25 protein-coding genes are annotated in these 23,869 nt (G+C 54.0%); 15 read left to right on the plus strand and 10 right to left on the minus strand.

What is annotated here, in order from left to right:
- Nucleotides 1-852 (minus strand): PP2C family protein-serine/threonine phosphatase, encoded by an 852-nt coding sequence (locus ACW8F6_RS14665; protein ID WP_491576622.1) that lies wholly within the window; start codon nt 850-852, stop codon nt 1-3.
- A 276-nt stretch (nt 853-1,128) separates the two neighbouring features.
- On the opposite strand from ACW8F6_RS14665, the gene ACW8F6_RS14670 reads away from it, so the two are divergent.
- Complete coding sequence (locus tag ACW8F6_RS14670; protein WP_491576623.1) at nt 1,129-1,986, plus strand: FHA domain-containing protein; 858 nt, start codon at nt 1,129-1,131, stop codon at nt 1,984-1,986.
- Here ACW8F6_RS14670 and ACW8F6_RS14675 read toward each other — a convergent pair.
- On the minus strand, nt 1,983-2,174 hold the full coding sequence (locus ACW8F6_RS14675) for a hypothetical protein (protein WP_491576624.1): 192 nt from the start codon (nt 2,172-2,174) through the stop codon (nt 1,983-1,985). The two genes, ACW8F6_RS14670 and ACW8F6_RS14675, sit on opposite strands and share 4 nt — an antisense overlap.
- Nucleotides 2,175-2,287: 113 nt before the next feature.
- On the opposite strand from ACW8F6_RS14675, the gene ACW8F6_RS14680 reads away from it, so the two are divergent.
- Together ACW8F6_RS14680 and ACW8F6_RS14685 are read left to right on the plus strand one after the other, a co-directional pair.
- Nucleotides 2,288-3,391 carry a DUF5610 domain-containing protein gene (locus ACW8F6_RS14680; protein WP_491576625.1) on the plus strand — a complete coding sequence of 368 codons (1,104 nt, stop codon included), beginning with the start codon at nt 2,288-2,290 and terminating at the stop codon, nt 3,389-3,391.
- Nucleotides 3,392-3,537: 146 nt separating this feature from the next.
- The gene (locus tag ACW8F6_RS14685) at nt 3,538-3,825 is read left to right on the plus strand and encodes a glutaredoxin family protein (protein WP_491576626.1); all 288 of its coding nucleotides are present in this window, start codon (nt 3,538-3,540) and stop codon (nt 3,823-3,825) included.
- Nucleotides 3,826-3,929: 104 nt separating this feature from the next.
- Here the strand turns inward: ACW8F6_RS14685 and ACW8F6_RS14690 are convergent, their stop codons facing one another.
- On the minus strand, nt 3,930-5,156 hold the full coding sequence (locus ACW8F6_RS14690; RefSeq protein WP_491576627.1) for an EAL and HDOD domain-containing protein: 1,227 nt from the start codon (nt 5,154-5,156) through the stop codon (nt 3,930-3,932).
- Between the two features lie 128 nt (nt 5,157-5,284).
- On the opposite strand from ACW8F6_RS14690, the gene ACW8F6_RS14695 reads away from it, so the two are divergent.
- The gene (locus ACW8F6_RS14695; RefSeq protein ID WP_491576628.1) at nt 5,285-6,226 is read left to right on the plus strand and encodes a chemotaxis protein; all 942 of its coding nucleotides are present in this window, start codon (nt 5,285-5,287) and stop codon (nt 6,224-6,226) included.
- 118 nt (nt 6,227-6,344) lie between these two features.
- Here ACW8F6_RS14695 and ACW8F6_RS14700 read toward each other — a convergent pair whose 3' ends face one another.
- Entirely contained in the window at nt 6,345-8,423 is a 2,079-nt protein-coding gene (locus ACW8F6_RS14700; protein ID WP_491576629.1) for a transglycosylase SLT domain-containing protein, read from the minus strand.
- A 319-nt stretch (nt 8,424-8,742) separates the two neighbouring features.
- Here ACW8F6_RS14700 and ACW8F6_RS14705 point away from each other — a divergent pair, with 319 nt between their 5' ends.
- The gene (locus ACW8F6_RS14705) at nt 8,743-10,638 is read left to right on the plus strand and encodes an ATP-binding cassette domain-containing protein (RefSeq protein ID WP_491576630.1); all 1,896 of its coding nucleotides are present in this window, start codon (nt 8,743-8,745) and stop codon (nt 10,636-10,638) included.
- Between the two features lie 25 nt (nt 10,639-10,663).
- On the opposite strand, the gene ACW8F6_RS14710 is transcribed toward ACW8F6_RS14705, so the two are convergent.
- Entirely contained in the window at nt 10,664-11,104 is a 441-nt protein-coding gene (locus tag ACW8F6_RS14710; protein ID WP_491576631.1) for a universal stress protein, read from the minus strand.
- A 79-nt stretch (nt 11,105-11,183) separates the two neighbouring features.
- Here ACW8F6_RS14710 and ACW8F6_RS14715 point away from each other — a divergent pair, with 79 nt between their 5' ends.
- The gene (locus tag ACW8F6_RS14715; RefSeq protein ID WP_491576632.1) at nt 11,184-11,666 is read left to right on the plus strand and encodes a hypothetical protein; all 483 of its coding nucleotides are present in this window, start codon (nt 11,184-11,186) and stop codon (nt 11,664-11,666) included.
- 12 nt (nt 11,667-11,678) lie between these two features.
- On the opposite strand, the gene ACW8F6_RS14720 is transcribed toward ACW8F6_RS14715, so the two are convergent.
- Nucleotides 11,679-12,425, minus strand: a complete 747-nt coding sequence (locus ACW8F6_RS14720) for a hypothetical protein (RefSeq protein ID WP_491576633.1) — start codon at nt 12,423-12,425, stop codon at nt 11,679-11,681.
- A 361-nt stretch (nt 12,426-12,786) separates the two neighbouring features.
- Between ACW8F6_RS14720 and topA the strand changes: the two genes are divergently transcribed.
- The 3 genes from topA (at nt 12,787) to ACW8F6_RS14735 (ending at nt 16,411) form a co-directional block, all read left to right on the plus strand.
- Nucleotides 12,787-15,474, plus strand: a complete 2,688-nt coding sequence (gene topA, locus ACW8F6_RS14725) for a type I DNA topoisomerase (RefSeq protein WP_491576634.1) — start codon at nt 12,787-12,789, stop codon at nt 15,472-15,474.
- A gap of 3 nt (nt 15,475-15,477) precedes the next feature.
- A complete protein-coding gene (locus tag ACW8F6_RS14730) occupies nt 15,478-15,951 on the plus strand; it encodes a DUF6586 family protein (RefSeq protein ID WP_491576635.1) in 474 nt (157 codons plus the stop codon).
- 193 nt (nt 15,952-16,144) lie between these two features.
- On the plus strand, nt 16,145-16,411 hold the full coding sequence (locus ACW8F6_RS14735; RefSeq protein WP_491576636.1) for a hypothetical protein: 267 nt from the start codon (nt 16,145-16,147) through the stop codon (nt 16,409-16,411).
- 5 nt (nt 16,412-16,416) lie between these two features.
- Here ACW8F6_RS14735 and ACW8F6_RS14740 read toward each other — a convergent pair whose 3' ends face one another.
- Complete coding sequence (locus ACW8F6_RS14740) at nt 16,417-16,878, minus strand: cell division inhibitor SulA (RefSeq protein WP_491576637.1); 462 nt, start codon at nt 16,876-16,878, stop codon at nt 16,417-16,419.
- A complete protein-coding gene (lexA, locus tag ACW8F6_RS14745; RefSeq protein WP_491576638.1) occupies nt 16,878-17,486 on the minus strand; it encodes a transcriptional repressor LexA in 609 nt (202 codons plus the stop codon). Before lexA ends, ACW8F6_RS14740 begins: the two co-directional genes overlap by 1 nt.
- Before the next feature lie 159 nt (nt 17,487-17,645).
- On the opposite strand from lexA, the gene ACW8F6_RS14750 reads away from it, so the two are divergent.
- The gene (locus ACW8F6_RS14750; RefSeq protein WP_491576639.1) at nt 17,646-18,287 is read left to right on the plus strand and encodes an LOG family protein; all 642 of its coding nucleotides are present in this window, start codon (nt 17,646-17,648) and stop codon (nt 18,285-18,287) included.
- Here ACW8F6_RS14750 and ACW8F6_RS14755 read toward each other — a convergent pair.
- Nucleotides 18,284-18,595: a DUF6763 family protein gene (locus ACW8F6_RS14755; protein ID WP_491576640.1), complete on the minus strand. Its 312-nt coding sequence runs from the start codon at nt 18,593-18,595 to the stop codon at nt 18,284-18,286. The two genes, ACW8F6_RS14750 and ACW8F6_RS14755, sit on opposite strands and share 4 nt — an antisense overlap.
- Before the next feature lie 148 nt (nt 18,596-18,743).
- Between ACW8F6_RS14755 and ACW8F6_RS14760 the strand changes: the two genes are divergently transcribed.
- The 5 genes from ACW8F6_RS14760 to ACW8F6_RS14780 all read left to right on the plus strand — a co-directional run bounded on the left by ACW8F6_RS14760 (nt 18,744) and on the right by ACW8F6_RS14780 (nt 22,689).
- Entirely contained in the window at nt 18,744-19,376 is a 633-nt protein-coding gene (locus ACW8F6_RS14760) for a TetR/AcrR family transcriptional regulator (protein WP_491576678.1), read from the plus strand.
- Between the two features lie 33 nt (nt 19,377-19,409).
- Nucleotides 19,410-20,453: a beta-N-acetylhexosaminidase gene (nagZ, locus tag ACW8F6_RS14765; RefSeq protein ID WP_491576641.1), complete on the plus strand. Its 1,044-nt coding sequence runs from the start codon at nt 19,410-19,412 to the stop codon at nt 20,451-20,453.
- Nucleotides 20,453-21,544: a mechanosensitive ion channel family protein gene (locus tag ACW8F6_RS14770; RefSeq protein WP_491576642.1), complete on the plus strand. Its 1,092-nt coding sequence runs from the start codon at nt 20,453-20,455 to the stop codon at nt 21,542-21,544. Before nagZ ends, ACW8F6_RS14770 begins: the two co-directional genes overlap by 1 nt.
- Before the next feature lie 16 nt (nt 21,545-21,560).
- Nucleotides 21,561-22,295 carry an S-methyl-5'-thioinosine phosphorylase gene (locus ACW8F6_RS14775; protein WP_491576643.1) on the plus strand — a complete coding sequence of 245 codons (735 nt, stop codon included), beginning with the start codon at nt 21,561-21,563 and terminating at the stop codon, nt 22,293-22,295.
- Nucleotides 22,296-22,476: 181 nt separating this feature from the next.
- Nucleotides 22,477-22,689: a cold-shock protein gene (locus ACW8F6_RS14780; RefSeq protein WP_491576644.1), complete on the plus strand. Its 213-nt coding sequence runs from the start codon at nt 22,477-22,479 to the stop codon at nt 22,687-22,689.
- A 134-nt stretch (nt 22,690-22,823) separates the two neighbouring features.
- Here the strand turns inward: ACW8F6_RS14780 and ACW8F6_RS14785 are convergent, their stop codons facing one another.
- Nucleotides 22,824-23,843, minus strand: coding sequence for a CsiV family protein (locus ACW8F6_RS14785; RefSeq protein WP_491576645.1), 1,020 nt, complete (start codon nt 23,841-23,843; stop codon nt 22,824-22,826).
- Nucleotides 23,844-23,869 lie beyond the last annotated feature (26 nt).

Here is a 23,869-nt window from a genome sequence, read left to right on the forward strand (position 1 = left end):
TCAGCCGAAGACCCAGTAACAGAGCAGCCCAAACGACGCGAGTGCCAGGCTGTAGAGTGAAAAATCGAGGCCCGGGTTACCGGTCAGATCGGGCAGCCAGTCGGTAATAGCCATATAAAAGCGGCGTTTGCTCAGCGGCGACTCCACCACTTGCAGGGTGATATTGTCGTTGCCGCCGCTGTCGAGTGCGGCCTGAAGTAATCGCGCGACGGCATCCTTTGGCGAGCGGCATTCGCACAGAATACGCGCTAGGGTTTCGTCGTCGAGTTCATCGGTCAGGCCATCGGAGCACAGAAGAATCCACTGATCTTTTTCCCAGATCCCGTGTACCTGATCGACGCGCACTTGTTTTAGTTCGAGTGAGCCGAGACACTGGGTTATGACGTTGCGATCTGGGTGCTGATCCTTGTCGGAGGCGCTAATTGCGCCTGTGTCTACCAACATCTGCACGTAGGAGTGGTCCAGTGTCAGTTGTTCCAAGCTGCCGCCGTCGGGTTTAAACGTCCAGAGGTAGGCGCGGCTGTCGCCCACCCAGGCAATTTCATACTCGCTTTGTCGGCTTTTCAGTGCCACCACCGTGCTACCCATGCCGGGTGCGCCAACACCGCGCCGAACGGCGTCCAGGATGGCGTTGTGAGAATACTCAATGGCATGCGTCAGGCTGGCTTGAATGCTCACCTGTTGCTTGATGCTGTCGCGTACGATGGCGCTGGCCACTTCGCCGGCTTCATGGCCACCCATGCCATCTGCCACCAGCCATACGCCAACATTCGGACCCGCATAATAGGTGTCTTCGTTGTTGTCGCGAGACAGGCCCTTATCAGTGGCTGCGCTGTAGTTGAGTGGTGGCATCTGCCGTCCTGCTCATTGGATTGCTTTTATTGTTGATATGATTCAGTTATTGCACGATCAACGGGTAATCGCGGATACGAATCACAGTTTACCGCTTAAATGTAATCGGTAAAGTCATTTTTAGCTAACCTATTGAAAGACTTCAGGCTTTTCTGCATCATCGGTGCTCGGGCAGCCGGGGCCTAGTGGCTTTGGCTAACTGTCCGATTAACTAAAGGGCCCGCAGGGGCTGACGACAGTCTGCTCTTTGGTCTGTACGTATTGGGGAACGCAAACATGTTAAAACTCCGCTTTAAAAACAATAAGCATAATGCGGTGTGGCTGGTGGAGCCAAAGGTCACAATTGGACGTGCCCAGAAAAATGACATGGTCGTCGACGATACCAGCGTGGCTGAACTGCACGCAGAAATCCACGTGGATCACGAAGAGTTACTCTTAAAAGTCTTGTCGCCCGAACAACCCGTGCGCGTCAATGAGACGGCGGTCACAAAATCGCACCCGCTAAAAGTGAACGATGTGTTGACCTTGGGCAAAGTTCAATTGCAGGTGGTAGATCCCAAACAGGAGCCCAAGGCAATTCCCACGCTGGTGCGCACAGAGACAACCGGTTGGTCGCTGAAGGCGAATCATGCGGCACTGGCGAATAAAGTATTCAATATTGGCGCGCAGACCTTGGTCGGTCGAGCCAGCGATTGCGACATAGTGCTGGCGGCGGCCCACCTGTCTCGGCGGCACGCGGAGCTGACGGTTAAAGAGGGCTTGCTGTATGTTAAAGATCTGGGCTCAGCCAATGGCACCTTTCTAAATGGTACGCCTGTAACTGAAGCAAGGGTTAAGCGCGGGGACGAGTTGCGGTTTGACACGCTCAGTTTTGGGGTGGTTGGGCCCACTGATGATATGGACAAAACCAGCATCCGCGCGACGCCCAAACAAAAGTCCCCGGCAGCGACCCGCAAACCCGCGGTTAAAAAGCCTGGCGATGCAAGCCGCGAGCAAGTTAAAGCGGCCATGTCTGCCCCTGAGCCCGCGCAGGACGCGCCGCGCTCGTCGGCATTTACGGGCTTGAGCATTGGGGTGCTGCTGTTGGCGGGCGTGGTCTACTGGGCTTGGCAGGCAGGTCATTTAACCTTTTAGTCGTAATGGGGCTGGCCCCCCTCAATTGTCAGAACACTGTCCTGATAGTCCCAGCCATCCTGATCATAGATACGATAAATGGCAGCGGTGCCCTGGATTGGCCGAGAGGTGGCGGTTGTCTTGGGCAATGGCCGCCAGGGCAGTGGTATCGGATTAAACGTCGATTGGTGCAGTCTGCCCCGTTCCATACCGCTTTCCAAGTTCTAAGCATTGCGTTTCTTAACGCAAATTAGTGCTCAAGTTTTGCGCAGTGATGCCGATACCTCCACAAGCTGGCCAAACCATCCAGAGGGAGGTTCCCATGTTGGCATTGAGCCCCATCAATTCGCAATTTCATTCGCAAGCGCTCGATATGCCGCGTGCACCGCTGCAGGGCCGTCAGGCGACGCAGGTCTCGGCGCCCCCATCGCAGGGGATCGCCAAGGGTGAGCCCATGCCAAGCGTGAGCGAACGGCGCATGACGCCAGACCGGGCGGCGGGCAATATTCTCCTGTTTATCGAAAAGCAGCTCCACGCGGATGCCGCGGCGGGCGACTCTCCGGCGCAACTGCAGAGCCGCTTGGAGGCGGGCTTATCGGGCTTTCTGAAAGGGTTTAATGAAGCCAAGCAAATATTAGAGGAGAGCGGTCTCCTGTCCGATGAGTTGATGGCCGAAATTGGCGCCACCTACGACAAGGTGCTGCAAGGGCTGGCAAATCTGGCCAAGGAGCTGGATTTGGACGATTCGGCCATTGTGGCGGCACAAACACCCAGTGCGGAGCCTGCGATCAATGCGCCAAAGAGTGTGAATCTTGACCTGTCGGCCTTGCGTGGCGTAACCAAGGCCAGTCGATCTTTTGACTTTACGCTCACGACCCAAGAGGGCGACAAGGTTCAGATCAATGCTGCGAGCTTTATGAAAGCGAAAGTCCACATGGGCGAGAGTGGCTTCGGTGCAAAACTGCAACAGGGCAACGCCTTTGAGCTGCGTATTCAAGGCGACCTTAATGCAGACGAGTTGACTGCTATCAACGACTTATTAGGACAGGTCAATGATTTGGCGGCACAGTTTTACGATGGCGATCTGGATGCGGCGTTTCAGGCAGCTCTTGACTTACAGTTTGATGCCGATGAAATTGCCAGTTTTGCCGTGGACATGAAGCAGACACTGGTGCAGAAGGTCAGCAGCACTTACGGCCAGCAGCCGGCCCCTGTCAATCAGCGTTTACAACCCCTGGGCCAAATGGCGGAACAAGTGCAGGCAGCGCTAGAGTCTGCCCGTCAGTTTATGGAGCCCACAGCGTTGTTAAGTTCGCTTCTCGAGCGAATGGGCGATGTGCTTTTCGAGGCGCCCGAAGGCAATCAGTCTGCTCTGCACAAGCTGTTTGGACAAGTGGCCGATAGTATGTTGGAAAAATTAGCTTAATCTAGGTCTGTTTATTGGTATTTATGCAACTCACTTAGCGGGTGGTTGCAAGGCTGTATTCGCGGTTACAATGGGGGCTGGCAAATTTTATAAGGATTATAATTGGAGCGGTTATCGGTGAGATGGCACGCTTTAATTAATGCGCGATGACCCCCGCAAATGCATCTACTACCAGGGTAAACGCCACCGCCGCTGAGCGGTCATTGGTATTGTTTGGCACCGCCGGCTGCCATTTGTGCGACATAGCTGAGGCGTTGATCTACGAAGTACTTTCCGACCAGCCTGTTGCTGCAAGGCTGACACTGAAAGATATTGTAGAGGCCGATCACTTAATGACCAGCTATGCCGTGCGGATACCGGTATTACAGTACGGTGCACGGGAGTTGGATTGGCCCTTCTCAGAAGAACAGGTGCGCGACCTGTTGCGGGCCTAATTGCACTGCCTGGGCGCAGGTTTTTCTATTTGCTAACCGCTAATCTCAATAGGGTACATGCTGCCGTGATTTAAGGTAGGCGAATTTAATTGGAGTAGCCACGGCTATTCAAATACCAGCGCCTCCAGCGCGCTGTTTACCCAGACTAAGCTTTCCGTATAGAAATGGCTTAATGCGGAGGCTTCTACGCCTTTTTCCTCTAGCCAGTGCCAACTGATGTTGTCCCAGTCCGCCTTTTCATATTGCTTGATAATTTCAAGTACCTGACCTTCCGTGTGTTTATGAAACAGTAGCGAGTCGCGTAAATTTTCGCTGATTGCCACTTTTTCCAGCAGTTCGGTCATGGGGGCATCCATGAAGGCGTCGATGGTGGAGAGCAGGCCGACGGTAAAAAATGAATCTCCGCGTTTAGTATTACTCACTGCTTCGCCCAGAGTTTGGCAAAAGCGTGCCCTGACCAGTGTTGAAATACAAAGCTCTCTGGGTTTTTCGTCAATGCTCGCCATGGACAGCAATGTAACCCAGCTTCGTACTTGAATTAGCCCAAGTAGCGTAATAGCTTGGCGTAAGGATTCAATTTTACAAACAAAATGAAACGCCGCTGAGTTGATTAACTTCAGCAGTTTGTAACTCAATACCGGGTCTTGTGCGATGAGGTGTTCAATGGTTTCTATGTCTGTGGAGGGGTCGTTGAGTTTCGCTAAAAGTTGAAGAATAGTTTGCCTGCTTTCAGAAACTTTGCGACCCTTCATGATTTGCGGGCGCGACAAAAAATATCCTTGAAACAACTCGAAACCTAGGGCTTTGCAGTGCTCTAGCATTTCGTAAGTCTCTATTTTTTCTGCGAGAAGAGTAACGCCCAGCGGTTTGAGGTAGTTGACGTGATATTGCAGTTCTTCCTCTGAGAGCGCGAGGACATCAAGCTTCACAATATCTGCATATTCAAGCATCTTAAAGCTGCTGGAATTGAGCGTGAAATCATCCAGGGCAATGGTATAGCCCTGTGCGCGAATTTGGCCCAGTGATGCTAATAGGTGGTTGTCAACTATCTGATCTTCGAGTACCTCGACAACCAATTGCGTACGACTGAAGGGCGGCGTACGCAATAGGAGATTTCGAGTAAAGTTGATGAATGCTTTGTATTCGCCCACCACTTCGCCAATGCTTAGATCGGTAAAGGCGCGCAGCAATACTTGTGAACTCGCCTGGTCGCCGTCGGTGACATTGGCATAATTTTCTGCACTGTCTCGACACAATAGTTCATAGGCATAGACAGCCATATGTTTGTCGAATATGGGTTGGCGCGCCAGAAGTGGTTGGTTTCTATCCATGGGGCAGGGGGGTCTCAACTACAAATCTTAAGACGTTCGCCTAAGTGTAGTGCCTTCGGGCCAGAGTTTGGAGGTAAATGTTAAATTTATTGGTCTAAGCTATAGGCAGTGGTTGTCGGGGCAGATCTATGTCGAAGTTGCTTGATAGCGTGGATGCGCGCACAAAGCTAGTCGGTGAGAACCGGCTAGAGCTTTTGTTATTCCGCTTGGCGGGCCGGCAGGTTTTTGCACTCAATGTCTTCAAGATACAGGAGGTGGTTCAGGTGCCGGAGATCACGGCGATGCCACATCGCCATGCCGTGGTGCGCGGCGTAACACACCTGCGCAATCAAACCATCTCTGTAATCGATCTTAGCGCTGCAATTGGACTTAAGCCACTGACTGATATAACTGATTGCAATATGATCGTTACTGAGTACAACCGCAGTATTCAGGGCTTTCTGGTGAAATCCGTGGACCGAATTGTCAATCTCAATTGGGACGTGGTGCTGCCGCCGCCCTCTGGGTCTGGTCGCAGCCATTTTTTAACGGCCATTACCCATATCGACAGTCATATTGTGGAAGTGCTGGATGTGGAGCGGGTGTTGGCAGATATAATCCCCTACGATACCCGCGTATCCCAGGCTGTTCTGGACCACAACCTGGTCCAAAAAGCTAAGGCCGCCAAATTAAAACTTCTTATGGCCGATGATTCCAGCACTGCGCTGGGCCAGGTGCGCGATACTTTAAAGCATTTAGGCGTCGAGGTTATCGGGGTGCAGGACGGCCTGCAGGCATTGCAGCTATTGCGGCGCTGGGTGGCAGAGGGTATCGACGTATACTCCCATATCTTTATGGTGATTACCGATGCAGAAATGCCGGAAATGGATGGCTATCGTCTTACCCATGAGATTCGCAAAGACCCGGCGTTGCGCGATTTATTTGTTGTGCTGCATACGTCACTCAGTGGCAGCTTTAACCATGCGATGGTGGAAAAAGTGGGCTGCAACGGATTTCTCTCCAAGTTTCAGCCCGATGCGTTGGCAGAAGTGGTGCAGGACCGCATGAAAGCCCTTTTGGAAAGTTCTTGAGGTGTTGCAGCTACTGTGGATTGCAGATGCTTTAGCCGTCGCTGATACCTTTTAAGCGAGCGCCGGTGGATCGGCCGCCGCTCGCTTCCCGACTTAACTATCGGCGCTCTATTGGTTCTTAAAGTGCGCCGGCGCTGGACGAGATACCCGCCGCCGACGGCTTGGCTATGAGCCCGGTAGCGCCGCGCAATGTGTTGACATCGGCGCCATTGCGATAGGCATAGATAACCGAGAAAACCATGACGTTTTGCACATAGTTGCGGGTTTCGCTAAAGGGAATGGTTTCTATCCAGATATCCAGCGGCAGTTGGTCGCGCCCTTCGTCCAGCCAGCGATCGACACGGTGAGGGCCCGCGTTATACGCCGCAGCTGCAAAGGCGGGATTGCCCGCGTACCGGCCGAGCATCTCATTCAGGTAGCGACTGCCCAGCGCGATGTTGAATTCTGGCTTAAGCAAATCACGCTGCTGGTAGCGCATACCGGCTTTCGAGGCCGTTTGCTTGGCAGTTGCGGGCATGAGTTGCATTAATCCCAGTGCACCGGCAGAGCTGCGGGCATCCTCGGCAAAGGCGCTCTCCTGTCGGGCGATGGCAAACAGCAGATTGGCATCCATAGATTGTTGGCGTGCCTGGGCTTCCATCTGCTCGGCGAATGCCAGAGGGAAACGCACCGTCAGGTCGTTCCAGGCCCGCGCCTCAATCATGGCCTGAATGCCCTTGCGGTGCCAGCCCCAGTGATAGGCCAAGGTGCCTGCGGCTTGTAGTTGTTGGGCGTTTAGTTGCTTGGACGTGTAATACCACTCGGCTCTGGCCAAGCCCAGGTTACCGATATCGTAAAAGGCCTTGGCTCTGGCGATGCCCGCGTGGGTTTGTACCAGCGCCTGATCGGCGAGTGGAACCTGAGAGGGTTGATCCTCCAGTGTATAGGTCAGTCCGAGCCTGTCGGCGGCGAGAAAGCCGTAGAAGCTGCGTCCCTGTGCCAAGGCATGGTAGCTAGCTTCGATGGATGGGTTGGGTGGCAGTTGGTGTCCCTGGGCCTCCGCCGCGCGGGTTGCCCAGTACTGCCAGCGCGGTGTCGTGCGTTCGTCTTCGGGTAAGGCGCTAATCCAGCGGCTGACTGCGCCCCAATCCTGATCGTCTAAGGCGCTTCGTACGAGCTGGTTAATCATTTCACTGTCGGCGTTGGCGGTGACCTTGGTGGCCAGCTTATAGGCTTCGGCGGTGTGATCTTTGCGGGCCAGTGATTTGATCAAATATGCCTGGGTGGTGCGGCGCTGCTGATCGGGAAAGAGCTGCTGTGCGTCGTAAGATTGCCACAGAGTTGCCGCCTTCAGTGGGTCGAGACGCGCGAGCCGTTGCAACCCGTGCATGATGGTGAACTGTGTCTCTGGTGTCTGACTGGCAAAGCGATCTGTATGTTGTAGCTGGTGTGGGTTGCGGTCAACCGACAGCAAGCGCTCTAGGGCGGGCTGAATTTCTGCAGGTGCGCGCTTGGCGATATAGCGGGCCAATTGTAGCTTACGATTTTCAACAGCCTTAGTCGCCCGGCTCCAACTCAGGGCCGCTGTTTGACCGCCGGCGCTAGCCCAAAGGTCAAATAGCGGATCGCAGGCCTTGGGCAAGGAGAAGCCCTGATTCCAGACTTCGCCCACCTCTTGCAGTGCACTTTCATCGCCTGTGAGCAGGCGGGCGCGCAAGTAGTGGCAGGTTAGTGCGCGATCATTTAAGTCGGCAGAATAATAACTTTGTAAATCGTGCCAATGCTTTTTGCGCTCCAACGTGTAGAGCCAGTCACGCCTTAGGCGATCGGCTAAATAGGTTTTTGCGTGAACGTATAAAAAGTCGTCCACCTCGCGATAGGGAAGCCCGGTCAATCGTTTAGTCAGCGCGCGGTAGTCGAGGTAGGGGAGCAATGGATAGCCGGCGAGTTGAGGGCGAAGTGCCTGGAACTCGGTGAGCTTATTGTGGGCGATGGCTTTTTGCGCCTGCCGGAAGCGCTCTTGATAGATGCGCTTAGTATCGTCATCCCAGCTCAGGTAAGGCTGTAATGTTGGACTGTCTTGAGGCGTTTCGGCCAGTAGGGGTTGGGCCGCCTGTGCGGTTGCCGCGATTAATGCACAGCCAGCAACACCAGCAATAAAGGCGGGGGTGACAAATAAGTTGCTGAACAGTTTGTCTTTGATGGTTTGATGAACCAAAGTCGCGACGTCTCTGATGCCTGCACAGAGCCTGCTTCGGGTTGTTGTACATGGTTGTGACAGACTGAAACGCTGTGCCTGCACTGCAGAGACCATGGATACCTCGCACTGGTCGGTTTGTGTTTATTGTGCTCGCTGGGGTATGTCCGTTGGTGCTGTTTTTCCCCGTCAACCCCGATGCAGGGTTATAACAGGCGCTCGCATAATACCCTAGTATAGATGAGTCCTGAGGTGTAGGTGAAGTGGTGGCCTGGAAAGGATGCAGTTTATTACCGCTATGCGTATCATGCGCCCCTTGATTTTGAGAGTTTGGAACGCTATGCCACTGATCCGTTTAGACAATGCCTCCCTTCACTTTGGTCTCCAAGTGATTCTAGACAAGGTGCAACTGCTGGTAGAGCCGGGCCAGCGTATGTGTCTGCTGGGCCATAACGGCGCAGGTAAATCAACCTTGATGAAGGTGATCAGCGGCGACATGGCTCTGGATGAAGGTGAAATTTGGCGTCAGCCGGGGCTTAAACTCGCGCGTTTAGAGCAGGACCTGCCCGAGCCGGATGAGCTGACTGTATTCGAGGTGGTGTCTAAAGGATTTGAGCGGGTCGGGGAGTTAATTGCGCGCTACCATAAGCTGGCCATGGCGGCCGAACCCGATATGACGCTGCTTGGGCAGTTGCAAAGTCAGATTGAAACTGCCGATGGTTGGGCTATTGAACAGAAAGTACAGTCGATTTTGACGCGCTTAAATTTGCCTGGCGAGGCGCTGATGTCGTCATTGTCGGGCGGATGGCGCCGCCGAGTGGCCTTGGCTAAGGCGCTGGTGATAGAACCAGACCTGTTGATGCTGGACGAGCCCACCAACCACTTGGATATCGAAGCCATTGAATGGCTGGAAAACCAAATCAAACAATTTAAAGGTGCCGTGGTATTTGTCACGCACGATCGTGCTTTGGTGCAAAAGCTGGCCACCCACATCGTCGAGCTTGACCGGGGGCAGTTGCGTTGTTGGGATGGCGACTACCAAAGCTTTTTAACCTTTCGCGAGCAGCAAATGGCCGAGGAAGATCGGCACAATGCACTTTTTGATAAACGCCTCGCAGAGGAAGAGGTGTGGATCAGGCAGGGTATCAAAGCCCGACGCACCCGCAACGAAGGGCGAGTGCGTGCCCTGAAGGCGCTGCGGGTTGAGCGCGCCCAACGGCGTGAGCGCCAGGGCCAGGCAAGTTTTGAATTACAACAAGCGGACAATAGTGGCAAATTAGTGGCGGAACTGACTCGAGTGTCACACCACTATGGCGACAAAGCGTTGATTCAGGATTTCTCTACAACGTTGGTGCGCGGCGACAGGATTGGTTTCCTGGGGCCCAATGGCGCTGGTAAGAGTACGCTGTTGAAGATCATATTGGGTCAGCTAACACCAGCTCAGGGGAAGGTAAAACTGGGCACCAATTTGTCGGTGGCCTATTTTGATCAACTGCGCGATCAACTCGATCTCGACAAAAATGCCGTGGATAACATTGCCGAAGGACGCGAGTTTATCGATGTCAATGGCAAGCGCAAACACATCATTTCCTACTTGTCAGACTTCCTATTTACCGGGGAGCGCGCGCGAACGCCGCTGCGCGTACTTTCGGGTGGCGAGCGCAATCGGGTATTGTTGGCGCGCTTATTCAGCAAGCCCGCTAATTTGTTAGTGCTCGATGAGCCCACTAACGACCTCGATGTTGAAACCCTGGAATTGCTAGAGGAGCTGTTAGGCAACTATGAGGGCACCTTGCTCCTGGTGAGTCACGATCGGGCTTTCCTGGATAATGTTGTAACGAGTTGTTTTGCCTTCGAGGGCGATGGTCGCGTACGCGAGTATGTGGGCGGTTACGAAGACTGGTTGCGGCAGGGCGGGCGCTGGCACCGTGCAGCTGAACAAGTAAACGCCGAGACGCCTGATACCCCCGCACCGTCCAAACCTGATAGCGATACTACACAAGCACCGGCGCGGACCAAAAAACTCAGCTACAAGCTGCAGCGTGAACTGGAGCAATTACCCGGACAGATAGAACAATTGGAAAGGGATATTGCCGAGCTGCAACAGACCATTGCCGCGCCGGACTTTTTTGAGGGCGACAGAGCGGTAGCCGAGGCAACCCTGGCGACCTTAGCCGCCAAGGAAGCCGAACTGGAACAGGCCTTTGAGCGCTGGGCCGAGCTGGATGCGCTCTAGCGCCGCCAAGGTGGAACAGAGAGCTTCAGAGGCTTTCTTCAACTCGCACGGCTAATACGTCCCGATGAGCGCCATGCAATACGCCATTGGCGGTAGAACCCAGTAAGAGCGCAAGGCCCTGGCGGCCATGGCTACCAACGACGATGAGATCGGCGTTGTGCTCATCGGCGAAGTTGTGCAACTCGGCAGCAGGTTGCCCCACCAACAAATGGCAGTGCTGGACCGTTAGCTTGTGGCTGTGCGCAAGCTTGTGTAATTGCGCTTCAGCTTGCCCTTGCAGCTGTGTTTGTATTTCGGTGAGATCCATAGGAATGTCGCCGCCATAGGCAAAGGTTAGCGGCTCCAGTACGTGCACCAAGTACACGTTGGCCGAATAAAGCTCGGCCAGTTGTTGGGCGCGCTGCACAACCTGGGAGGACTCAGGTGACAGATCAATACCCACAACGATGTGTTGGTAGTTGTTCATTTGGACTCTCCTGCGTCGTTGATTAGGTTTAATACTAGCGTGGCTGTATCGGCACTTAAAGTCAAAGGAGTACAAACGAGTGGGCGAGTGGGGAAGTTGGCTGATTATCATTGCAGTGGTTGCGCTGGCCGTCGGGCCGGTGATGATGTTTCAGCCCAGTGCTGGGCAGCGCAAGTTGGCGAGCTTGCGTGCCGCAGCCAATGGGAAGGGCATACGCGTACGGCTGGCCAGTGGCAATGTTACCGAACTTAAGGGGACGGCTTTGTATGCCTTGCCCTGGCAGCACAAGGCGCTAAAAGGCGAGCTGTGGTCGCTCATCTATAAGGATTACGAACACGAATTGCACCTGTTGCAGCGTTGGGCTGCTCAGGGTGTCGATGATCCACTGCGCGAGCTTCTGTTGGGGCACTTGCCGGCGCTTCCAGCCTCGGTATCGGGTGTCAGTGCAGGGCCCGAAGGTTTGGGAATTAATTGGAGTGAGCGCGGCTCCATGGCGGAATTGGAGTCGCTCATAGGCTGGCTGGCCGAGCTGCAAGCTGCACTTGTGTCACTACGGGCTTAGCGAAGAGTTCTTTTATTCCAGTAGGTCGTCTAGCAATTGATCGGTTTTTTGCGCCTGTAAATCCGGGTTCAAGTAGGTCTCAGGCATGAGCGCTTCGCTAATTGAAGTGCGCCGCCCCTCCAGAATGTCGGCCAATTCCTTGATCATTTGGTGCCGGCGGCTGTCGGAGTGAGTAGATTGAATCAGCAGCTGTCTGGCTTTCTTGTAATAGGCGTGTGCCGACAGCGGATTGCTCTTGTTCATCGCTTTGTGGCCCTGGCCAATCATAGAGATGGCGTCCACCATCAAGTGTTGGTAGCTCAATTCGCGCACAAATAGCTGCATTTCCTCCATGGAAATCTTGGCGTGGGCCTGGCGGTGGCGAATAACCTTGGCTGCTTCGGTGAGGTGCTTTTGCGCCAGTGCAATCTTGACATCGCTCTCTAGCAGTCTTTTGGGCTTTAGCGGTAGATTGCTAGCCAAGTGGCTGCCCCTTTGCTGGGCGGTATTCAGACCCGCCTCCAGGTAGGGTAGATTGGGGTCTAAATCGATCATGGCTTGGTACATGTCGACAATTTCTTCGTTGATCTGGATCAGAATGTCGGGGTTTTCCAGCAGGTGGGTGAGGTGGATTAATAGGGTTTCCAGCTCGTCGACACGCATTTTCAGTTTGCGCAGGCGGATGCGTCGAGACCGCAGTCGCTCCTCCCGCTGATTGGCGATGCTCACCACCAGCAGTGACAAAATCGCGATTGCACAAAATATAATCAGACTGGTCAAGCCCTGCCCCCGTCGCTAAGGACCCAAGAAAAAACTTTCCATTACTGCAATTGTAGCAAGAGGGTTGTCGGCCGGCCGAATTTAAACTTTATTTGCCTGGTATTAATATTCAATGAAAACAACAGCTTAACTTGTTATTTCAAGGGAAGATTAAGCCCGATATAGGGCGTTAAATGCCGACCTTAATCCGCCCCTATCGCCAGGTGTGCTAAAAAGTAATCACTTGACCCACTCGCGCTGAGGTTTTATATATGCGCACCCTGAGCCGGAAAGGCACGCGGACGGAAATGGGCTTACACCAGTTTACGGGTGTAAGACGACCGTCTATATAAAGAAACAATACACGTATCAGAGACCATTTATGGCCAAATCACTTGTCATCGTCGAATCACCCGCCAAGGCAAAGACGATTAACAAATACCTCGGCAGTGATTTTGTCGTTAAATCCAGTGTTGGCCATATCCGGGATTTGCCCACCAGCGGCAGTGCTAAAGGCGCGGTAGATCCAAAGGAGCGTGCACGCCAGGCCGCCATAACGCGCAAACTGTCGCCCGAAGAAAAAGCTGCGCACAAAGAGGCGAAGGCTCGCGAGCAGTTAATTAATCGCATGGGCATCGATCCAGAGAACGACTGGAAAGCTCATTACGAAATATTGCCGGGCAAGGAAAAAGTTGTTAACGAACTCAAGCAATTGGCTGCCAAGGCCGATGAAATTTACCTCGCAACGGATTTGGACCGCGAGGGAGAAGCGATTGCTTGGCATCTGCGCGAGGCCATTGGCGGCGATGAAAGTCGCTACAAGCGCGTAGTGTTCAACGAAATCACTAAATCTGCCATTAAAGATGCCTTCGCCAAACCGGGCTCTTTGGATTTAGATCGAGTTTACGCGCAGCAGGCGCGTCGTTTCTTAGATCGAGTAGTGGGTTATATGGTGTCGCCACTACTGTGGGAAAAAGTAGCTCGCGGATTGTCAGCCGGGCGTGTTCAATCCGTGGCGGTGCGATTATTGGTTGAACGCGAGCAAGAAATTCGCGCCTTTATTCCAGAGGAATACTGGGATCTATTTGCCAATTTAAAGACCAAAGATGCACACAAGCTGCGTTTTGAAGTAAAAAAATATCAGGATCAAGCGTTCAAACCGCTGACCGAGGCGCAAACCCAGGTTGCAGTGCAGGCGCTTGAATCGGCCAGTTATGTGGTGGCAGAGCGCGAAGATAAGCCCACCAAATCGCGCCCCTCTGCGCCCTTTATCACCTCGACGCTACAGCAGGCCGCCAGTACCCGTTTGGGCTTTAGTGTTAAAAAGACCATGATGATGGCCCAGCGCTTATACGAGGCTGGCTACATTACCTACATGCGTACTGACTCGACCAATTTGAGTGCAGATGCTGTGAATGCCTGTCGGGATTACATTGTCGATAACTTTGGCAAGCGTTATCTGCCTGAAGCGCCGAACGTTTACAGCAGCAAAGACGGCGCGCAAGAGGCGCACGAGGCCATTCGCCCCTCCGATGTCACTTTAATGCCCGCGCATTTGAAGGGCATGGAGCGCGATGCAGAGCGACTGTACGGGCTTATTTGGCAGCAATTTGTCGCCTGTCAGATGACGCCGGCTGAATTTACCTCCACGGCCATCGTGGCCAAGGCGGGCGACTATGAGTTGCGCACGCGCGGCCGCGTTATTCGCTTTGACGGCTTTATGAAAGTGATGCCGGCGCAGGCTAAAAAAGATGAAGATGTGGTATTGCCCGATGTGAAAGTGGGTGAGAACCTGTCCCTGCTGGCATTAGAGCCCAACCAGCACTTTACCAAACCGCCCGCGCGCTATTCGGAAGCGGCATTGGTAAAAGAGCTGGAGAAACGCGGTATTGGCAGGCCCTCCACCTATGCTGCCATTATTTCTACCATTCAAGATCGCGGTTACGCCCGGGTTGAAGGGCGTCGTTTTTTTGCAGAAAAAATGGGCGATATTGTTACCGAGCGCCTGGTCGAAAGTTTTGATGACATTATGGCATTTTCGTTCACCGCCGATTTGGAGCAGCAGCTCGATCGCATTGCTACTGGCGAGCGCGGATGGCGTGAGGTGTTAAACGAGTTTTACGAAAACTTTTCGGCAAAGCTCGCGCAAGCGAAAGCCAAAGAAAGCGGAATGCGGGCAAATGATCCCACAGACACGGACATTGAGTGCAGCAACTGCGGTCGCCATATGCAGATTCGCACGGGCACCACTGGGGTGTTTCTGGGTTGTTCTGGCTATGGTCTGCCGCCCAAGGAACGCTGTAAAAACACCATGAACCTGGTGTCCGGCGACGAGGCGATCAGTGCCGATGACGAGGAGGCGGAAACTCGCCTACTTAGAACTAAGCGGCGTTGTAAGATCTGTAAAGCCGCCATGGACAGCTACCTGCTCGACGAGAATCGCAAGTTGCATATTTGCGGCAATAACCCGGATTGTTCGGGTTACGAAGTGGAGACCGGCACCTTTAAAATCAAAGGCTACGACGGCCCAGTGCTCGAGTGCGATAAGTGCGGCAGCGAGATGCAGCTGAAAACTGGCCGCTTTGGAAAGTATTTTGGCTGTACAAACAGTGAGTGTAAAAATACCCGCAAGCTATTGAAAAATGGCGAAGCCGCGCCGCCCAAAATGGACCCGGTGCCCATGCCCGAGTTGGCCTGCCAGAAGGTGGAGGATCACTACATATTGCGCGATGGCGCTGCGGGACTATTCCTGGCCGCCAGCCAGTTCCCCAAAAATCGGGAAACGCGAGCGCCGTTGGTGAGCGAACTGTTGCCCCATAAAGACGCCATCGACAAAAAGTATGCTTTCTTATTTTCGGCGCCAGTTGCCGATGACGAAGGCAATCCCACGGTCGTGCGCTTCAACCGAAAGGAAAAGGTGCACTATGTGCAATCTGAAGTAGACGGCAAGGCCAGCGGTTGGAAGGCCACCTATGGTGGAGGCAAGTGGCAGGTTGAGGTGTCGGGTAAAGGCAGCGGTCGCAAAGCGGCCGCCAAAAAACCAGCAGCTAAAAAATCGGCCAAAAAGTAATCCATGAACAATGCCCGGTCAAAAGTAAACCAGCAATTGGCATGGTGTACAGGTTTGTTACACCAGTTTGGGGCATCGGCCTTACCCTGGCAGCAGCAAGCGCTTGTACAAGGATTGACCTGGCATTTACAGGCCGCGTATTTGGCATTTTTGCAAGAGCTTGCCGCCGAGTTGAAATTTAATGCCGATCAGCCATCGTCGGCATTGGATTTACTGCGCGTTGTGCCCGCGGGCCGGGCGCAACCCTTGGAGCTGCAGGAGCTGGTTAGGCTGGAGCAGAGCGATAGTTGGTTGGCGCAATTGCGGGCTCAATCCCAGCCGGGCGACCCCCGTTCTGGGCGTAGCAATGCGGTGGGAACAGAGCAGCTTATTGCCGTGGCGGGGGCAGGGGTGTTTGGATTGCCACAGGCGCGCGAGGCGTTAGCCGCGCTGACCGAACTGGTGGAGCGCAATCGGAGCCTTGGCGCAGAGTCTTAAGCTTGGCTTGAGTCGCGGTTTCGGCGAGCGCTAGGACCTCGGCAAAAGTGCTAATGTTTCATCACCCCGCAATACCGGCAGTCGCGATAGGGCCGCGACCATGCTTTTTTTACGCGCTCATTCAATGGCCAGTCGAGGGCGAACTCTCCAAAAAATGCTGTTAGAATAGGGGCTTGCACCTATTGGAGTTGTTATGTCCTCAGATTTGTACGAAATTATTGAGTTGTCTTCTGGTGAAATTGCCCTGCGTCGGGCGAATGAAGAGGGCGAGCCGCTGGTAACAATTCGTTTTTCAGAGGAGTCGTTGTATTTTTTGCAGGAAGCAAAATACGATGTGGCAAAGGCCATGATTGAAGCCGGTATGGAAGCTGCCGGTGAAGTAGCAGCGTCGCAAACTGATGCGGATACGTCATCCGCCACTGAAGACGCATTGGACGAGCCCAGTAAAACCATTCACTAGCCGTGTTAGCGGTTTTGTACCAAGATTAACCGGCAATTCCCCTGCGCCGCAGCGCGCTCTAGTTCCTTCATGACATCTTTTGGTTGGGCACTCAATTCTGCTACCACTGTGTGGCTGGTGCCGTTGGTTAGTGCCTCCCATGTCATCCACAAAATATCATTGGGGGAGTTGGCCTGAATCACCCGCAGGGTACGTGGATTAAGCCCCTGGTTTTTTAGCCAGCGCGGTTCCTGATTGTGGTGGCTGATCAGCGTTAGCCACTGCTGTTGGTTTTGATCGCTCAGATAGCGCACCATGGGCAGCAATACGGCGTTCTGGTCGCCGCCCGGAATGACGAGTTCAGTGACCCGACTGATATGGGCGATTGCGCGCGTGTCGGCTTGAGGCGCTACTGTTGGCGTCGCAGTGCCTTGCTGAAAGGGGAGGGGCTGCTGCTGATAGGTCTGCTGGGCGAATACTGCTGACATTACTGCTTACCTCGGCGCAAAACACCCACGCTCAAGCCTTCGATAGCAAAAGCTTGTGACTTAAGGTCGACTTCAATAACTTGAAAGTCGGGGTTTTCGGGGTGGAGTTTGAGATGGGCGCTGCCTCGCCGGTGCTCTAACCGCTTTACTGTTACCTCATCTTCTATGCGCGCCACGACAATGTCGCCTGTACGCGCTTCGGTGGTCCGGTGCACGGCCAGTAAATCGCCGTCGAGTATGCCCACGTCTTTCATGCTCATGCCGTGTACACGCAGCAAATAGTCGGCACCCGGGCTGAAGAAGCTCTGGGGTATTTCACAGTATTCTTCGATATTTTCTTCAGCCAAAATCGGATTGCCGGCGGCGACTCGGCCGATCAGTGGAATACCCGTTTCGGACTCGGGTAGGCGAATGCCGCGGGATGCGCCGGCAACCATTTCAATAGCGCCTTTGCGCGCCAGTGCCTTTAGATGCTCCTCGGCTGCATTGGCAGAGCGAAAACCCAATTCCTGTGCTATTTCGGCACGGGTTGGCGGGTAGCCAGTTTCATCAATGCAACGCTTGATTAGGTCCAATATTTCTTGCTGCCTGGCGGTGAGCTTGATCATCGTGATCTCCAGTGGTGGGCGCCGATGACGGGCCTCTGTTTTTTTATACAGTAACTGGGATTATATACAGTAAAATATATTCGGCAAGGGTTTAGCTGGCATAGCTATACTTAATTGGAAGCATCTTGATGTAATTTATTGATGTAAAAGGAGTTTTATATGTTTGATGCAAAAATGCCCGAAGCGTGGCGGGTGCTAAGAATTCAATCTGAGCTGGTGGATGGGATTGAGCAGCTTATTAAATTGCGCGGCGCAGTGACCGTGTTTGGCAGTGCGCGCACACCTACAGATCACGCCTACTACGAGGCGGCAGAAACTCTGGGCAGGCTGTTGGCCAGTGCGGGTATTCCGGTCATTACCGGTGGCGGTCCGGGTGTCATGGAGGCCGCTAACAAAGGCGCTTTGGAGGCCGGTGGTGACTCGGTGGGTTTAAATATTACTTTGCCCATGGAGCAGTCGCCCAATCCCTATCAGTCCATCAGCCTGACGTTTCGCTACTTCTTTGTGAGAAAGTTTATGTTTGTGAAGCACGCTGTGGGCTTTGTGATAATGCCCGGTGGCTTCGGCACTCTAGATGAGCTTTTTGAGGCCTTAACCTTGGTGCAGACGGGCAAGGTAGAGCCTTTTCCGATAGTGCTGGTCAATCGCGGCTACTGGCAGGGTATGTTGGATTGGTTGCAGCAAACGCTATTGCGCGATGGGAATATTGACAAGGCCGACATGCAGTTAATGCAGCTGGTGGATACGCCAGAGGAGGCGGCAGCTATTATCAAGGCGCACGTAGCTGAGCGCGGCGTTTAATCCTCTGTGCCTGGAAACAGATCTGGTTCTAGGCGGTTGAGGTCTGTGGGCGGCTGGCCGGGTAGGTCGCCGTCGATGCCGCACTGCAGGGCGTCGCCGTCCATCGGTTGATAGCCCGACGTGGGGTCCTCCGGCGGCGCGGCGCGCACCAAATCCAACTGGGCCCAGATTTCCGCATCTATCTCATCCACAGCGCCATCGGCGTATTGAATCTCAATGGTGGTGCTGGCATCGTCTAACGCCACAATCTCAAAATAATGGCCGGTCTCCCGGTTGCTGTACCACTGGCCTTGTTCGGGCGCAATCATGGATGCCTCCAGCCTCGCGTTGGATGGTGTGAGCGTCTTGACACTCTGTTCATGTAAACGTATGTTCGAGCCCAGCAGGGGATCAGTATTGCGCGAGCCGCAATACTATCTTTCTCAGATAAATATAAGCCCTTCCAGAGAAGTTCGCATGTCCCAGCCAGATACAGTTGCCCGCATCCTGGATGCCGCCGAAGCCCTTTTTGCAGAGCGCGGTTTTGCAGAAACATCACTGCGCACCATTACGAGCACGGCCGGAGTGAACTTGGCTGCTGTCAATTATCACTTTGGCTCTAAAAAAGAGCTGATTCAAGCGGTATTCGCACGTTTTTTAACCCCGTTCTGCCAAGAGTTGGACCGCTCCTTGGTCAAGCTGATAGAGCGCAAAGGGAGCGAGCTGCTAACGCCGGTGGATTTGCTCGACTGCCTGTTTTCAACTATTTGCGATGGTTCCGAGGAGGGCAGCTTGGCCGCGCAGCGATTTATGCGCCTGTTGGGCCTGGCCTATGCGCAATCTCAAGGCCATATTCGGCGTTTTATCATCGCGCGCTATGGCGACCACTATCAACGTTTCACGGGGCTGTTGCAGAAGGCAGCTCCCGGAATTGATCCGGTCACCTTTTACTGGCGCTTGTATTTTATGTTGGGGGCGACCATTTTCACCTTGTCCAGCTTCGACTCGATCAGCGCGATTCTCAAAGAGGATTTTGGGCAGGATAGCACGCTGGCCGGTACCACACAGATGATGGTGCCGGCCCTTTCAGGGATGTTCGCCGTCAAGTAGAATGCGGCGTTTAACGAGTTAGGGCGAAAGCGCATGTCAGCCGGTGTGGTTATGTTAGACGTGGAGGGCACAGAGCTCTCCGCGCGCGATGAGCAGCTGCTTGCTCACGCTCAGGTGGGTGGTTTAATACTATTCACGCGCAACTTCGAGTCCATTGCCCAACTGCAGGATCTGGTGGCGGCCATTCGTCGATGCAGTCCGGACATCATCATTGCAGTTGATCACGAAGGCGGGCGGGTGCAACGGTTCCGCTCGGAGTTCTCCCAGCTGCCTGCCATGCAAAGTTTTTTGCCTGCCTACCGGCAATCGCCTGAATCCACCTTAGCGCATGTGCAGGATATGGGCTGGTTGATGGCCAGCGAGTTGCTGGCCACGGGCATCGATATAAGCTTTGCGCCGGTGCTGGATGTGGATGATCACCATTGCGCTGTCATTGCTAACCGCGCTTTCTCACCCAACCCGCGAGAGGTGGTCGCCCTGGCTGGTGCATTTATGCGAGGCATGCACGAAGCGGGTATGGCCACAACGGGCCAGCATTTCCCCGGTCACGGGTCAGTGACGGGCGACAGTCATCTGGTGCAACCCGTAGATAACCGGCCGTGGGAGGCGATTGCCGCGCACGATTTAGTGCCTTTTGCCCAGCTGGCGCCGGAACTTGATGCGGTAATGCCTGCGCACATCGTATTTCCCGCAGTGGACAAACAACCGGTAGGTTTTTCGGCCCGCTGGTTGCAGCAACATTTGCGCGCCGAGCTCGCATTTGATGGCGTTATTTTTAGCGATGATTTAAGTATGGCGGGTGCCCAAAGTGCGGGTGATTTTGCCGCGCGTGCAGACGCCGCGCTTGCGGCGGGATGCGACATGGTCTTAGTGTGCAACAATCGGCCTGCGGCCGAACAAGTCGTTACCCATCTGGCCGAGTCTCAAACCCCTGGCAGCGAGCGACTGCAGCGCATGCGAATGCGCAAGCGGGTGCATTGGGATGATTTGCGCCAACAGGCGCGCTGGCAAAAAATAGTGTGCAATCTGCCCGAGCTCCGCGAACCCCAAACACTGGACAACAAAGAAGCAGTCTAATGGAAGCGATAAAACAGTGGGTAACCGATCTGGGTATTGAGTCCTGGATGTTTGAGGTTTTCGTCATCGTGACGGTGACCTTGATAGTGGCTTTTGTCGTACGTCGAACGTTGTTGCGTTTGGTGGCTCACGCTGGCGCCACTAAAAGCCTGTGGGATGATGCTTTGTTTTTGTCGGCGCAAAAGCCGGTGGAGTGGGCGTTTTGGTTAGTGGGGTTAAGCTGGGCTGCCGAGGTGGTGGCGCCTGCCACCGAATCCGACATTCTGAATTTTGTAGAGCCCGTGCGCTCGGCGGGCATCATCGCATTATTGACCTGGTTTTTAGTGGGCTTTATTAAGCGCGCAGAGCAGAACCTGATGAGCCCCGATTTTATGGAGGCGCCCATCGACGAAACCACCGTCATGGCGCTGGGGAAATTGCTGCGTTTGTCGGTGATCATCACCGCGGTGTTGGTGGCGCTGCAGACATTTGGCTACAGTATTTCGGGCGTCTTGGCTTTTGGTGGTATTGGCGGCATTGCCGTGGGTTTTGCGGCGAAGGATTTGCTCGCTAATTTTTTTGGCGGCTTGATGATCTATTTGGATCGCCCCTTTGCAGTGGGCGATTGGGTGCGCTCGCCCGATAAATCCATCGAAGGCACTGTGGAACACATTGGTTGGCGTTTAACCCGCATACGGACTTTTGACAAGCGCCCCCTTTATGTTCCCAACTCCATTTTTACGCAGATTGCTGTCGAAAATCCGTCGCGCATGTTAAATCGTCGCATCTATGAAACCGTGGGCATTCGCTATGACGACGCCGGAAAAATGGCGGCAATCGTGGCCGAAGTAAAAGCGATGCTGCAGGCTCACCCTGCCATTGACACGGATCAAACCCTGATTGTTAACTTCAATGGTTTTGCGTCTTCGTCGCTGGATTTTTTCGTGTATACCTTCACCAAAACCACGAATTGGGTGGAGTTTCATGAAATCAAACAAGATGTGTTGTTGAAGATCCTGGCGATTATTGAGCAGCAGGGTGCCGAGTGCGCCTTCCCGACATCGACGCTACATGTGCCCGAGGGCATCCAGATCAGCGAAGCCGAGGCGTGACTAGCGGGGTAATGGCATGATTGGGGTTATTGGCGGCAGTGGCTGGGAAGATTTTCCGGGGCTGTCGGGCTGGCAATCGCACGCGTTAGAAACACCCTACGGCCGGTTAGCTGAGCCGGTAAAAACGGTCGAATGGCAGGGCAAACCCTTTGCTTTTTTGTCTCGCCACGGCGCCGATCACAGATTGGCGCCCCATCAGATTAATTATCAGGCCAATATCTGGGCTCTGAAAAGCCTCGGGGTAAGTGCTATTGTGGCGATCAATGCGGTGGGTGGCATTGCGCCCGCCATGGGGCCGGGCAGGTTGGTGTTACCGGATCAGTTGATCGATTACACCTGGGGGCGCGCGCACAGCTTCTGGGATCAGCAGGCGCAGCACATTGATTTCACGCAGCCATTTGCTACTAATGTGCGCGAGCAGTTGTTAGCAGCTGCAAAAGCGGCGGGGGTTGTGCTGGTTGATGGCGGAACCTACGGTTGCACTCAGGGCCCGCGCTTGGAGACAGCCGCGGAAGTGCAGCGGCTCGCGCGCGACGGCTGTGATTTAATTGGTATGACCGCGATGCCCGAGGCCGCTCTGGCTCGCGAGCTTGAATTGGATTATGCCAGTGTATGTATCGTGGTGAACTGGGCTGCGGGGCTCGACGAGGCACCCATAACGCTGGATGCGATCTATCAGATCTTGAAGGACAGCCAGAAAGGTGTTCAGGCAATATTGGGACACATGTTGCGCGCCGAACCCGCAATTTAGTGGTATCCCTGCCTCATTGACCGCTTAGACTAATTTTTTCTTTACAGCGCAGCCAATATCCCTTAAATATAGGGGTTGCAATTTGTAATTGGGGAATCCCGCAAATTGCCTTGGGGTTGGGCTTGGAATGTAAGTCTGTACCGGCAAGTTTACCTACATAAAAATAATGAGGTTGTTCACAATGGCTGATCGTGAAGTCGGTGTTGTTAAGTGGTTTAACAACGCCAGGGGCTATGGTTTCATTTCTTTTGGTGAAAAACAGGAAGATGTGTTTGTTCACTACCGGAACATTCGGGGCGAGGGGTACCGCTCACTGGCCGAGGGTCAGAATGTCGAATTTGAGCTGCTGACCGGCGACAAGGGCCTTCAGGCCGAAGATGTTGTCTGTGTCTGATCTCTAAAAACACCGGCCTCTGTGCCGGTGTTTTTATTTCTGAAGGTGCCGAGCCACTACGCGACCGTGTAATACAGTTCGGCAGCGCGGGCGCGCAAATTACCAGCAAGGATGTGGAAGACGGGCTACCGCGACTATCGCGGATTTTGTGCTGGGTTTAAATTGGCGTTGTTCGCCTGTGCCGGGACTGGCTCGGGTAGTTCATAGGGCGTGACAAATACCATAATGCCAATTTTGGGGTGGTCTATGTAGTGCACCTCGCCGCTGCGCATGCGTCGATCTTGTTGCAGGCTCGCCAGTTGAGTGACCACGTAGGGTTTGTTCAGCATACTTTGGTAAGTGGTGTCGATAATGTCGTACTGGTTCCACAAGTCGTTAGCGGACGGGTTATTGAGGCCGGCGCTTAAATTGATGCGCTCGTCGCTGATGGCCTTTGGGTGTTTGGCGGGCGCCGGTGGAATGCTGGGCCAGCCCAAGTCGCCTTGGCCGTAATTTTGCGTGAACTCAGCGATCCAAAGATTGGTGTTCAAGTGCAGGTAACGCGAAGCCCCCAGTGCGATGGTGCCTCCGAGTTCCTGCTCTTCACCAAAGAGTTCGCCACCGGATACGACGATATTGACTGCTTTTTCTGGGCTCGCGAGTGGTTGTCGCCAGGCTTCGTGAAATAAGATGCGCTGCCGGTTGCGCCGCTCGAGTGCACCGATGGTATCGTTCAGGCCTCGTTCAGTTGCCGGCAATTTGATATACGGGGTACGCGCCAGCAGATCGGCGATGGCTTCGGGCGCTAAGGTGCTGGCGGGCGCAGTATCAGAATGGGCGCTGGCGGTGGTTGTATCTGGATGCTCAATCAGTAGTTGGTCTTGCGCCTCTTGGGCCGCCATGTCGCTGAGTAGTTCGTCGAGGCTGCGCAAGTAGCGTGTTTTTTTACCGTAGCTTAGCTGAATATCTTTTCTAAATTGCTCGGCATTGGCAGCTAGCTGGCTGTTGGCAGGTTGGGTAAAAATGGCAATCTCTACCTGATACCAGCGCGCGGCTTCCGTTTGTGCAGATGCTGGCAGGCATAGGCACAGACTCGTAAGTAAGGTCGCCAGTGTTGCGGTGGTGCGCCCGCTGCAGTACCGATTGTGGGTTTGGCCGAATAGGTTCGTGAGCATGTTTTTCATATTCAATTATCTACGCA

This window comes from Simiduia sp. (assembly GCF_058345725.1).